Annotated in this window: 10 protein-coding genes; all 10 read right to left on the bottom strand. The window is 45.3% G+C overall.

From position 1 onward, the window contains the following. Positions 1–151 precede the first annotated feature (151 nt). A complete protein-coding gene (hfq, locus tag GGR02_RS09135) occupies positions 152–376 on the bottom strand; it encodes an RNA chaperone Hfq (RefSeq protein WP_066324037.1) in 225 nt (74 codons plus the stop codon). A 33-nt stretch (positions 377–409) separates the two neighbouring features. Continuing rightward, the gene (miaA, locus tag GGR02_RS09130; RefSeq protein WP_183184425.1) at positions 410–1,357 is read right to left on the bottom strand and encodes a tRNA (adenosine(37)-N6)-dimethylallyltransferase MiaA; all 948 of its coding nucleotides are present in this window, start codon (positions 1,355–1,357) and stop codon (positions 410–412) included. Positions 1,358–1,540: 183 nt separating this feature from the next. After that, positions 1,541–2,860 carry an MDR family MFS transporter gene (locus GGR02_RS09125; RefSeq protein ID WP_373286600.1) on the bottom strand — a complete coding sequence of 440 codons (1,320 nt, stop codon included), beginning with the start codon at positions 2,858–2,860 and terminating at the stop codon, positions 1,541–1,543. 116 nt (positions 2,861–2,976) lie between these two features. Beyond that, entirely contained in the window at positions 2,977–4,836 is a 1,860-nt protein-coding gene (gene mutL / locus GGR02_RS09120) for a DNA mismatch repair endonuclease MutL (RefSeq protein WP_221210782.1), read from the bottom strand. Positions 4,837–4,846: 10 nt separating this feature from the next. Further along, positions 4,847–7,408, bottom strand: a complete 2,562-nt coding sequence (mutS, locus tag GGR02_RS09115; protein WP_183184422.1) for a DNA mismatch repair protein MutS — start codon at positions 7,406–7,408, stop codon at positions 4,847–4,849. A 77-nt stretch (positions 7,409–7,485) separates the two neighbouring features. Further along, positions 7,486–8,025, bottom strand: coding sequence for an outer spore coat protein CotE (cotE, locus tag GGR02_RS09110; RefSeq protein ID WP_183184421.1), 540 nt, complete (start codon positions 8,023–8,025; stop codon positions 7,486–7,488). A gap of 446 nt (positions 8,026–8,471) precedes the next feature. Beyond that, a complete protein-coding gene (locus tag GGR02_RS09105) occupies positions 8,472–8,915 on the bottom strand; it encodes a RicAFT regulatory complex protein RicA family protein (RefSeq protein ID WP_183184420.1) in 444 nt (147 codons plus the stop codon). A 1-nt stretch (position 8,916) separates the two neighbouring features. After that, the gene (gene miaB, locus GGR02_RS09100) at positions 8,917–10,479 is read right to left on the bottom strand and encodes a tRNA (N6-isopentenyl adenosine(37)-C2)-methylthiotransferase MiaB (protein ID WP_183184419.1); all 1,563 of its coding nucleotides are present in this window, start codon (positions 10,477–10,479) and stop codon (positions 8,917–8,919) included. Positions 10,480–10,644: 165 nt separating this feature from the next. Beyond that, the gene (locus tag GGR02_RS09095) at positions 10,645–11,511 is read right to left on the bottom strand and encodes a 2-oxoacid:ferredoxin oxidoreductase subunit beta (protein ID WP_183184418.1); all 867 of its coding nucleotides are present in this window, start codon (positions 11,509–11,511) and stop codon (positions 10,645–10,647) included. A gap of 2 nt (positions 11,512–11,513) precedes the next feature. Next, a complete protein-coding gene (locus tag GGR02_RS09090; protein ID WP_183184417.1) occupies positions 11,514–13,250 on the bottom strand; it encodes a 2-oxoacid:acceptor oxidoreductase subunit alpha in 1,737 nt (578 codons plus the stop codon). Positions 13,251–13,381 lie beyond the last annotated feature (131 nt).

The raw sequence follows: 13,381 nt of genomic DNA, 5'->3' as shown, positions 1-13,381 counted from the left end.
GATTGTCACCTCACTTTCGGTCGCCTCGCCTTTTCAGTATACGTTTCGCTAGGCAAAATTGTGACAAATGCCTATACCTATATGTATTCACGCTACTCCGTTACGATGAAGCAACAAAAACATCACCCGCTCTAAAAGAGCGGGTGAACGTTTATTGCATCTCTAACTGAACGTTTTTTTCCGGCGCAAACGTGGAAATCGCGTGCTTATAAATGAGTTGTTGCTTTCCTTGCACTTCTAAAAGCACGGTGAAATTGTCAAACCCTTTGATTAAGCCACGAAGCTGAAAGCCGTTGAGCAAAAATACCGTTACTTGTGTGCCGTCTTTGCGCAATTGATTTAAAAATTGGTCTTGAATGTTGATTGATGTTTTCATGAACAGGCCTCCTCTTTTTCTCTCTACCTATGTTTATATATTCGTCTTTCGGTACAGCTTTCCTTCTATGTATTGTAAAATTTCATCTCGCGTCTCCATAAACTTTGTTGGATCGGTCATATCAAACCAACAAACAGGCAATTTGTTGCGAAACCACGTCAATTGCCGCTTAGCGTAGCGGCGCGAGTTTTGTTTCAGCTGCTCGATCGCTTCTTCAAGCGATATCGTTCCAGCGAAATACGCATATAACTCTTTATAGCCGATCGCTTGAATCGACTGGCAGTCGCTTAACCCCCGGTCATAGAGCGCTTTCACTTCATCAAGCAGCCCATTGGCTATCATCTGTTCGACCCGCTCATTAATGCGGCGATATAGCTGCTCTCGCTCCATTGTCAAGCCGATAATGGCGACATCATATAGAAGTTCCGGCGTTTGCGTCTTCTGCCATTCGCTCATCGTCTTTCCTGTGCAATGATAAATTTCAAGCGCGCGGATAACACGACGAACATTGCGTGGATGAATGCGTGCGGCACTTTCTTCATCCACTGCTTTCAACATGTTAAACAACGCCATCTCCCCGTGTTCTTCTACGAGCTTGCGCAACTTTTGGCGGTATCCTTCATCGGAAGGAGCGTCAGTAAACTGATAGTCGTAAAGAACGGACTGAATATAAAGCCCCGTTCCTCCGACGATCATCGGCAGCTTCCCACGCCTTGTAATCTCACGAATCAACGGGCGGACGAGCTGTTGAAATTCAGCGACCGAAAAAGAATCTTCTGGGTCTTTAATATCAATTAAATGGTGCGGAATTCCTTGCATCTCGGCAGGCATAATTTTCGCTGTCCCAATGTCCATCCCTCGATAAATTTGCATGGAATCGCCGCTAATAATTTCCGCATCAAGGCGCTTCGCTAGTTCGATGCTCATCTTCGTTTTCCCGACCGCCGTCGGTCCGATGAGCACGACAAGCTTCTCCTTCATCCCTACCACTTCTTTCTCTATCGTGTCACACTGATTTAGTATACCCAAGTAAAGGCGATTTTATCATAATTTTTCCGAAGAAAAAAGTCTTTAAACACGTATCTGCCGTTCATTCGGCAGATACGGTCTTTGTACGCACCTGAAAAGTGTGTGCGAGCTGTTGCAGCTCTTCTGCCATTGTTGCTAATGCGACCGAACATACGACTCACTAACAGACGATGTTTCCAAAATAAAAAAGGACGTTATAAATGCGACGATACTTCCTGCTAACCCGAATAAAAACAAATGATGAATGCCTGTCATCACATCAGATGCTTTCGTTAAAAATGCTCCCATAATCGTGACACCGACCGCAGTGCCCACATTGCGGCAAAACATAAAAAACGACGTGGCAATTCCTTTTTCATGTGCAGCTGCTAATTGTTGCGAGCCGATTACACCAACGGTCGATGTTAATCCAAATGACAATCCTTGAATGAGCATGGCGATAAATGTGTAAAAAAAGCTACTTTCTTGCTCCAAAAGAGCAAGCAGCACGCCGCATAAAACGAGCAATATGTTCCCAGCAATCATCAATCGGCGATAGCCGTACTTTAAAATCCATTTTCCTGCCGGAACAGCGACAACCATCCAGCCGATCGACATGCCGAGAAGGACGACCCCGCTGACAAGCACCGATTTATGGGAAACTTGCTGTAAAAAAAGCGGAATGTAGCTTGCGGTGCCAAATAGCGCCATACAGCTAATAAAGCCGTTAATATTCATCCATTTTAACGTCTGATGGTGCACTAACGATAGCGGAACGAGCGGAGACGGTTGTTTTTTTTCATACATGTAAAATACAACGAGAAGCAAAGCACCGATGACCGCGTATATCCCTTGATAGCTTTCCACCACTGTCACAAGCAAAAGCAAGCTAATCGCCGCCGCAAACAATAACGCCCCGAGATAATCAACTGCGGCACGTTTCGGCTCATACACTTCTTTGTACGGCAAAAGCGTCCATAACGCCAATAAACAAAGCGGGATATTGACATAAAAAATCCAGCGCCATGATAAATAATCAACAAACAGCGATCCTAGTAGCGGGGCAAGTACTGCGGCAATGCCCCACATCGCGGTAAAAAACGCTTGAATTTTCCCGCGTTTTTCAATCGGAAATAAGTCGCCAGCAATAATCGCCGGAAACGGCATCATAAAGCCTGCCCCAACCCCTTGCACTGCACGAAATAACACGAGCTGCACCATTTGTTGCGACATGCCACACAACAGTGAGCCGACCATAAACAGCAAAATTCCAACACTAAACACTTTCTTTCGTCCAAATAAATCGGACAATCGTCCGGCAATTGGCGATAAAACGGTCGTTGTAATCATGTACGAAGCGAACGACCATGCATAAAGCGAAAAACCTCCTAATTCTTTCGCAATAATCGGCATCGTCGTATTCATAATCGTCGTGTCCATCGACGCGACAAGCATCGCCACGACGATGCTCACCATAACCGACAGTTTGTTCCCCACGCTTCCAACCCCCTCGATAATCATTGAATACTTTATTTTACACGATGATGTTGTTTTTCTCCAAAAGAAAAGCCCTTCATCGAAAGGGCTGTCATCTACATTACCCGCTTAAACATTTTTTCTAATTCATACGTCGAAAAATGAATAATAATTGGACGTCCGTGCGGGCAAGTGAACGGGTCAGTTGCTTTGCGAAGCGTTTCTAGTAACGCAAACATATCTTCTTGGCGCAAATGGTGGTTTGCTTTAATCGATTGTTTGCAGCTCATAACGATCGCGGCTTTTTCCCGCAATTGTGAGATATCAATTTTTTTCATCGTTAGCACTTGTTCGATCATTTCTTCAATAATCGCCGCTTCTTCCCCTTTCGGAAACCACGCAGGATGTTCGCGCACAATAAACGTATGCTGACCAAACGGTTCTAAAAACACTCCGCATTTCGCTAATTGTTCCCTATGTGCCTCAATAAGTAAATATTCGTTTTTTGGATACTGAAACGTCAGTGGAACAAGCAGCTGCTGCACGTCGTTCGTGACGTCGGCAACTTTTTCGCGGAAATATTCATATTTAATCCGTTCTTGGGCCGCGTGTTGATCGATAATATATAGTCCGTTTTCGTTTTGGGCTAAAATGTACGTGCCGTGTAACTGCCCGATCGGATAAAGCGGCGGGATTCGCTCTTTTTTCGGTTCGCTTTCTTCCACCACCTGCTCCTCATTTACAGCCACTACTTCGTCCATTAGTGGCGTGCATAATTTTTTTTCATTTGTTTCGCATAATTTTTTCGCATTCGTTCCTTCGTTCGTTGGCGGCTCTTTCTGTAGTTCTCGCTCGTTGTCCCCGCTGATGGGCGTCGGCGGTGCTTGTCGTATCACAACTGGTTCTTTTACGACATGTTCAAACGAAAACGCGCGCTGCTCCGCTTTCGGGGCTTCCGACCGCTTCGCTGTCACTTCCGGAATTAACGTTTTCGCCTGCAACGCTTGGCGGATTGCCGATTCCACCAATTGATTCAATTCTGCTTCTTTGCTAAAACGTACTTCTAATTTTGCGGGATGAACGTTTACATCGACTAACACCGGATCCATCTCGATTGCAAGGAGAACAATCGGGTAGCGTCCAATTGGCAACAACGTATGATACCCAGCCTCCACTGCTTTCAGTAGCGGCATGTTGCGCACGTAACGACCGTTGACAATTGTCGAAATGTAGCTGCGCGAGGCGCGCGTCACCTCTGGCAACGAAATGTACCCTTTAATTGTAAAATCAAGCGATTGCGCTTCGATTGGAACCATTTTTTTCGCGACTTCGATCCCGTAAATCGCGGCTACTACTTGGCGCACGTCGCCGTTTCCGTTTGTCGCAAGCAACGTTTTGCCGTGATGACGCAAACGGAACGAAATAGAAGGATGGGCTAACGCTAACCGATTGACCACATCGGTGACGTGACCAAGTTCCGTATGAACGGTTTTCATATATTTTAATCTTGCCGGTGTATTGAAAAAAAGATGAGCGACCGTTATTTCTGTTCCTTTTCGACTGCTTGTCCGCTCGTGTTTGACGAGTTGGCCACCTTTTAACAAAACAAGCGTCCCTGGGCCGTTGCCTGTGCTCGTTTTCATTTCCACTTCGGCAACAGAAGCGATACTCGGCAGCGCCTCGCCGCGAAAACCGAGCGTACGAATGCGAAATAAATCGTGTTCGTCTTTAATTTTGCTCGTCGCATGCCGCTCAAACGCGAGCAGGCAATCTTCTTCTTCCATCCCATCGCCATTATCAATGATGCGAATTTTTGCTAATCCTGCTTCTTCCAATTCGATTTCAATGACTGTACTATTGGCGTCAATCGCGTTTTCGACAAGCTCTTTGACGACCGAGGCGGGACGCTCGACGACTTCCCCCGCGGCGATTTTATTCGATAGATGGTCATCGAGTTTACGAATTTTCCCCACCATCCAGCCTCCCTTACTTCAGCAATTTTTGAATTTCATATAATTGATTTAATGCTTGCAATGGTGTCATTTCTAATAAATTTAGTGACTTTAACGCGTGGAGCGCCTGTTTTTCTTTTTTCGAAAGCGGTAGTTCTTTCGGCTTTTCCTCTTCGACAAACATGCTTAGTTGTTCAAACGTCGCTTTCTGAAGAGAAGCTTCGCTATATACCGGCTGTTCAAGTTCAGCTAAAATTTCTTTCGCCCGCGCGATTAATTCAGGCGGCAACTCCGCCAGTTGGGCGACGTGAATGCCATAGCTTTCATCCGCTGGACCGTCTTCAATTTTGTGCAGAAAGACGACTTTCCCATTTTCTTCAACTGCGCTCACATGCACGTTTTTCAATTTCGGAAGCGACTGTTCCAGCACTGTTAGTTCGTGGTAATGCGTGCTAAAAAGCGTTTTTGCGCCAATTTTATGATGAACGTATTCAATCATCGCTTGCGCTAGTGCCATCCCGTCGTACGTCGATGTGCCACGCCCGATTTCATCAAATAAAATGAGGCTGCGAGGGGTGGCGTGAACGATGGCGTTCCGCGCTTCTAACATTTCGACCATAAACGTGCTTTGCCCGGATACTAAATCGTCGGCAGCGCCGATACGGGTAAACACTTGGTCAAAAATCGGCAATACCGCTTCATCGGCTGGAACGAAACAACCGATTTGCGCTAAAATGGCAGTTAAGGCAATTTGACGCATGTACGTGCTTTTTCCTGACATATTTGGTCCTGTAATAAGCAATATCTCCCGTTCGGCATTCATCAAGCAGTCGTTTGGGACATATACTTGTGCCCCGAGCACTTTTTCGACGACCGGATGGCGTCCGTTTTTCACGACTAACTCCCGATGATCGGAAAAACGTGGTTTTGTATAGCGGTTTTCTTCGCTTACGGTCGCAAAACATTGCAATACGTCTAGTTCACTAATAATTTTCGCTAATTGTTGCAAGCGCGGAATGAATTGTTTTACTTGTTCGCGAATGGACACAAACAGCTCATATTCCAATTCCATGCTTTTTTCTTCCGCTTCTAAAATAAGCGCTTCCTTTTCTTTTAACTCTTGCGTGACAAACCGCTCGGCGTTCGCGAGCGTCTGCTTGCGTTCGTATCGTCCTTCCGGCAATAAATGCAAATTCGCTTTCGTCACTTCGATGTAGTAACCGAACACGCGGTTATACCCGATTTTTAATGACTTAATGCCCGTTAGCTCCCGTTCTTTCTGTTCGAGTTGAGCAATCCATGTTTTGCCGTTTCGGCTCGCATCGCGGAATCGATCGAGCATGTCGTCGTATCCGTCTTTAATAATGCCTCCTTCTTTCACTGAAAGTGGCGGATTGTCGTCAATCGCGCTTTCTAACAGCTCGACAAGCTCGTTGCACGGGTCGATTGCTTGGGCAAGCTGTTTCGCATCGTCTAGTTTTCCTACCACTTCCCGAATCAACGGCACTTGTTGAAGCGATTTTTTCAGCTGAATTAAGTCGCGGGCGTTAACGTTGCCGAATGCAACACGACCAGCTAACCGCTCTAAATCATAGACGTGGCGAAGCAAATCGCGCAATTCTTGCCGCTCAAAGTAATGCATAAGTAACGTCTCGACTAGTTGTAACCGTCGCTCGATTTTCTCACGTTGCAATAGCGGTCGGTCAATCCATTGTTTGAGCAATCGCCCGCCCATCGCAGTCATCGTTTCATCGAGCAGCCATAAAAGCGACCCTTTCCGGCCTTTTGACCGAATCGTTTCTGTTAGTTCTAGGTTTCGCTTCGAATAGACGTCTAGTTTCATATATTGATGTATTTCGTACATTTGTACCGGCTGCAAATGATCAAGGCTTCGTTTTTGCGTTTTTACTAAATAGTGAAATAAGCGAGCAAACGTTACTTTCGCTTTTTCGTCTACTAACGAACGAGCGATGTCTGGCGGGAAATTCGTTGTCGTATCGTCTTCATGAGAAATCGTAAAATCAGACCGTTCCTTCACTTTTTGACGTAGCTCTTCCGCAAAATGAGAAGCAACGACAACTTCACGCGCCCCTGTTGCATATAATTCATTCCATACTTCTTCCATCGATGGAAGGAGCGTCAGACGGCTTTCCCCGGTAGACAAATCGGCATAAGCAAAGCCATACGTGCCGTCCGTAAACGGGGTGATGGTAGCTAAATAGTTGTTTTCTTTATCGGAAAGTTGCTTCCCTTCCATTACCGTTCCCGGGGTAATGAGTTGAACGACTTCGCGTCGCACGACCCCTTTGGCGGTTTTCGGGTCCTCCACTTGCTCGCAAATGGCGACTTTATATCCTTTTTGAATGAGTTGTTCAATATATCCTTGCGCAGAATGGTACGGAACGCCGCACATCGGAATGCGTTCGTCCGTGCCTCCATCGCGGCTTGTTAGCGTAATCTCTAATTCATGTGCAGCTTTAATGGCATCATCAAAAAACATTTCATAAAAATCGCCGAGGCGAAAAAATAAAAAGGCATCTTGATATTGTGCCTTAATGTCTAAATATTGTTGAATCATTGGCGTATACGTAGCCATATTTCCCTCCAACCATTGCTTTTTTATGCCTTTTTATTATAGCAAGGGATAAAAGAAAAAACTAGGAAAGAAACTTCCTAGTTATCGTCATCGCCAAGTAATTCTGAAGTTAAGTTTTCTAATTCTTCGTCGACATCGTAGTCAAAATCGTCTTCGTCATGCCCGTCCGGATGGATCGATACCCATACTTTCGTTTCGCCGATGACTTCAGCAGCAAATTCTTTTTCCACTTCCACATTAATTTTATTGCCGTTTGACGCAATCGTACATTCGAGGCAATTCGGCTGTTGGATGACACGAACGATAATGTCATGGTCATCACTGACGACGTTCTCATCGTCGCGATATTTTAACCGCACAACCGCCGTGTACGAAACGGTTTCACTCACGACTTCTGTTTTCGTATTGTTATGATACGAATACCAGACGTTCACGTCGTAATGTCCGTGAATTTCAATCGTACGGCCTCTTTTTTTCGCATCATAGCGATGGTTAATAATCCAGCAACCTAAAATGCTAGACGGACGATTCGGCGCGGTAATGGTATGGGTAGACTGCACAAACTTGCGCCCTTTCGCCACCACAGCTTTTGTAATAATCTCTCTGTATCCAGACATACGAGCAAACCCTCCTCCATGAAATCTTCATTTCATCCTATGCATCACTGCGCCTAATGTGCACATAAGTGTAGAAATAAATCCGTATAGTTCATTGTATGCCGGTCTGCCCAAATATGTACTTATTTTTTTACGAAAAGCGGAGGCGACTGCACAGCTCTCGAAGCCAAGCGTTCTTCCGACGAGAAGCGCTTTTTGCTTCGGCGGAGGAAGGTTGCTTGGCACAAGAGAGCTAGGAGCCGAAGCTAGACCATACGAAAAGCGGAGAACGGTCCTTGGCGAGAGCCAAGGAAACATCCGACGGAAGCGAAAGCTTTCGACGAGACGTGCCTCGCACGTCGGACGGAGAAAGCAAACGCGGAGGAGGATGTTAGTTCGCAGCTAGACCATACGAAAAGCGGAGGCGACTAGGGAGCTAAGAAAAAAGACGCCCGAAAAGGCGTCTTTTAGTGGCAGCCGCAACCGTCCCCGCAGCCATGGCTACTTTTTATTTGTGCGCCCGTTTCGCCGCGCAACAAATCGCCACCTGTTGATGTAATGATTTCATCGGTCACTGTTTTTGAAATGGTGGAAGCGACTAATTGCAATAAATCGTTCACTTCCGTTTGCGACTGTTGAAACTCATCGACAATCGGAATTTGCGACAACTGTTCGTAAATCGCATCAATTTCCGCCTCAACTTTTTTCAACGCTTCCTGTTTGCCGTAATGCTGCAAATTGACCGCTTGTTTTTGCAATGACTTAATTTGTTGAATCATTGCGCGCACTTTTTCGTTTTGGTTAATTTTTTCTTCCGCGCGTTTGAAAAAATCCACTTCTTCCGTTTCAGCAATCATTTTCGCCAATTCTTTCGCCTGTGCTAAAATTTCATCCCTTGTGTACTTTGCCACTTTAGTTCACCTCGACCGCTTCTTCTACCATTTCTCCGTTCAATGTCCATGTTTTCGCTTCTGTAATACGCACCTTCACTAGTTTGCCGATCGCGGATTTCGGACCGATAAAGTTGACGAGCTTGTTTTTGCGCGTATAGCCAGCAAGGACATCCGGATTGTTTTTGCTTTCGCCTTCTACTAATACTTCGACAATTTGCCCTTCATATTCCTTCAGTTTTTTCGCAGAAATTTCATTAACTAATGCATTGAGCCGCTGCAAACGTTCTTTTTTCACTTCCATCGGCACGTTGTCTTCCATTTTCGCTGCCGGTGTGCCTTCGCGAGGGGAGTAAATGAACGTAAACGCTGAATCGAACTCGACTTCGCGATAAAGTGACAACGTTTCTTCAAATTGCTCATCCGTTTCGTTCGGGAAGCCGACGATAATGTCTGTTGTGAGCGCCACTCCTGGAATGGCCGCTTTAATTTTGCGGACAAGCTCTAAATATTGCTCCCGCGTATATTTGCGCGCCATCATTTTCAACACTTCGCTGCTTCCAGACTGAACTGGCAAATGAATGTGTTCCACTAAGTTGCCACCTTTGGCAAGCACTTCGATTAAGCGGTCATCGAAATCGCGCGGATGGCTTGTCGTAAAGCGAATACGTGGAATGTCAATTTTGCGAAGTTCGTCCATTAAATCGCCAAGTCCATAGGTCATGTCGGTAAAATCTTTTCCGTATGCGTTTACGTTTTGTCCGAGAAGCGTAATTTCTTGGTAGCCTTGTGCTGCTAAATGACGCACTTCTTGAATGATGTCTTCCGGACGACGGCTCCGCTCTTTTCCGCGCGTATACGGCACGATACAGTACGTACAAAACTTGTCGCAGCCGTACATAATATTGACCCATGCTTTAATGTTGCCTTTGCGCACTTTCGGTAAGTTTTCGATGACGTCGCCTTCTTTTGACCACACCTCAACAACCATTTCTTTCGACATATACGCCTCTTTTAAAATGTACGGCAAGCGGTGAATGTTGTGTGTGCCAAAAATCATATCGACGTATTGGTATTGCTTCAAAATTTTATTGACGACCGATTCTTCTTGCGACATACAGCCGCATACGCCAAGCAACAAGTCTGGGTTGTTTTGTTTCAATGGCTTTAAATGCCCGATTTCGCCGAATACTTTATTTTCCGCATTTTCGCGAATAGCACATGTGTTCAATAAAATGACGTTCGCCTGTTCCGGACGATCCGTCGGTTCGTATCCAAGCGCCATAAAAATACCTGCCATCACTTCCGTGTCATGTTCGTTCATTTGGCAACCGTATGTGCGAATATAAAATTTTCGTCCATTTCCCATGCCACGAAACTCTTCTGGAATGGCAAAATCTTTATGGTATTTGACTTCTTCTTTGCCGCGTTTTTTCGCGTCTTTTAAGCTTGGGGGAATAAATACCGTCGAAAAATACTTCTCATAATCTTTACTTGTTTTTTTCGTATCCAAAGCGGATTTTTTGTCCGTTGGATAGTCTGTTTGGATTTGTCCTGTTTGCTCTAGTCGTTGTTTTTCGTTCATAATGATCTCCTTTCTTTCAAACAATTGCACACTATCATAGTATATAATTTGTCTGTCTATGAAACAATAGTGTTCACGAAATTGTTCAAGTGAGCACTTGAACAATTCATCATAACAAAAAACTCCTAACCGAGCAATGCTCAGCTAGGAGTGAACTTTTTCCAATTACATAAATTCAGCCACAAGTTGATCGAATTTTTCTTTGCTTAACTGCAAATCTGCATCGACAAGCGGTGTTTCGCTGTACCCATGAGCGAGATCTTGGTACGATTTTTGTTCTTTGTTTTGATAAATAAGCCCCGTAACGAGCCCTTTATGTTTCATCAATGTTTGCATTGCCATATCGCGATTCGATGGATCGTACCCTTCAATCGCATTCAAGCTCACTAAGTTTTCTTTGAACCAGTCGTACGTATTTACTTTGTTGTACGTGACGCATGGGCTGAATACGTTGATTAGCGAAAAGCCTTTATGTTTAATCCCTTCTTCGATGAGCTGTGTTAATTCTTTTAAGTCGCTCGAGAAGCTTTGCGCCACAAATGTTGCGCCTGCACTAAGCGCCATTTCCATAATGGAAAGCGCTGGTTCTACTGAACCTTGTGGCGTACTTTTTGTTTTAAATCCAACTTCGCTTCGCGGCGATGTTTGTCCTTTTGTTAAGCCGTAAATGTGGTTGTCCATGACGATGTACGTAATGTCGATGTTGCGGCGAATCGCATGAATCGTATGTCCCGTCCCGATCGCAAATCCGTCGCCGTCACCACCAGCTGCTATGACCGTTAAATCGCGGTTCGCCATTTTTACTCCTTGCGCAATCGGCAATGCTCGGCCATGAATGCCGTGGAATCCGTAGGAATGAATGTATCCAGAAATCCGCCCCGAGCAACCGATACCAGAAACGATCGCTAACTGATGCGGCTCTAAGCCAACGTTAGCCGCTGCCCGCTGAATCGCCGCTTGAACAGAGAAGTCACCGCACCCTGGACACCAGTTCGGTTTCACGTCATTACGAAAATCCTTAAACGTCGCCATGATTATAACAACTCCTTGCATTTTGTATAAACTTCATTTGGCAAGAACGGGTTGCCGTCGTATTTTAAGATGCTTCTCACTTTGTCTGCATGTCCGACATTCATTTTTAACAAGCTTGCCAATTGACCTGTTGCGTTTTGTTCGACAACGATGATTTTTTTCGCCGTTTGGACAAGCGGCAACATTTCCTCTGTCGGGAACGGGTGAACGAGGCGAATGTGCGCGTGATTCACTTTTAATCCATCTAATTCAAGGCGCTCCATCGCTTCTTCAATCGCCCCGCGCGTCGAGTTAAAACCGACGAGCAATACGTCTGCCTCTTCATGCTTGACTTGTTTATGAACCGGTGTATTAAATTTCAAATGTTTCAATTTCCGTAAACGTTTATCCATTTGCGCGATGCGGTTTGCGGCAGATTCAGATGGCCGTCCTGTTTCCGCGTGCTCCACCCCTGTGACGTGGTGAATGCCGTTTGGCGTTCCTGGGAGCACACGCGGCGAAATTCCATCTTCTGTCACTTCGTAACGTTTAAAGTTCTCTTTGTCTGGAAGTGCTGGAAGTTCGCCTGTTACTAATTTGCCGCGACGAATTTCAATTTTATCGTATTCCAACGGTTCGACCGTTTGTTTTCCAAGCGAAAGCTGTAAGTCAGACAAGACGATGACAGGGCATTGATATTCTTCTGCTAAGTTAAACGCTTCAACTGTATCATAAAACGCTTCTTGCACTGTGCTTGGCGCAATCACAATTTTCGGGATTTCGCCGTGCGTGCCGTAAATCATCGCCATCAAGTCAGATTGTTCTTGCTTTGTTGGCAATCCTGTACTTGGACCACCGCGTTGTGTATTAACGATGACTACTGGCGTTTCTGTCATCCCCGCAAGGCCGATTGCTTCCATCATGAGAGAAAGCCCTGGTCCAGCGGACGCTGTTAACGTGCGCACCCCTGCATAGTTTGCGCCGATTGCCATCGTACAAGCAGCAATTTCGTCTTCTGTTTGAATGACAGCACCGCCTAATGACGGAAGTTTTTTAATTAAATATTCCATAATTTCCGATGCTGGCGTAATCGGATAAGCAGCCATGAAACGTGCGCCACCTGCAAGCGCACCAAGCGCGATTGCATCGTTTCCGATCATGAACATCCGCTTTTTCCCGTCGGCTTTTTCCAGCTTCATCGTTTGGATGCTATCGCCAAGCTGTTCTTTCATAAACTGAGCGCCTGCTCGAAGCGCTTCCATGTTTTTCTCAACAACCTGTTGCCCTTTGCGACCGAAAATTTCCTCCACCACTTCTTGATAAACATCGATATCAAGGTCAAGCACGGCGCTAGAAGCACCAACAGCCACCATGTTTTTCATAAGCGACGTTCCTAAATTTGTTGCAATATCCGTAAATGGAACCGCATACAAAGTAACATTTGAACCTTCCGGAATCGTCGGGTTAAACTTCGCATCTGCAAGCACGATTCCGCCATCGCGAAGTTCGTGAAAGTTGAAGTCGATCGTTTCTTGGTCGAATGCTACTAATATATCAAGATCATCCGCTACCGAACGAACTTGCGTTGTGCTGACACGAATTTTGTTGTTCGTATGTCCACCTTTAATCCGGGAAGAAAAATGGCGGTATCCATACAAATAATACCCTAAGCGGTTCAAAGCAATGGAGAATATTTCCCCGGTACTTTCGATACCTTCCCCTTGTTGTCCTCCAACTTTCCATGAAAGTTGACTAATCATTTCTTACACCCCTTTAAATTCCATCGATTATCGCGTATCGTTTACGATTATAAGTGTAACATTTTTCCGACAAAATCACTACAATTTCACCTTGTGATTTGTGCAAAAATTTTAGCATATGGGAATATACT

The sequence above is a fragment of the Anoxybacteroides voinovskiense genome (assembly GCF_014196205.1).
Classification (GTDB): Bacteria; Bacillota; Bacilli; order Bacillales; family Anoxybacillaceae; genus Anoxybacteroides; species Anoxybacteroides voinovskiense.
The sequence above is the reverse complement of the archived record's forward strand: the minus strand, read 5'-3'. Positions and strand labels throughout refer to the sequence as shown.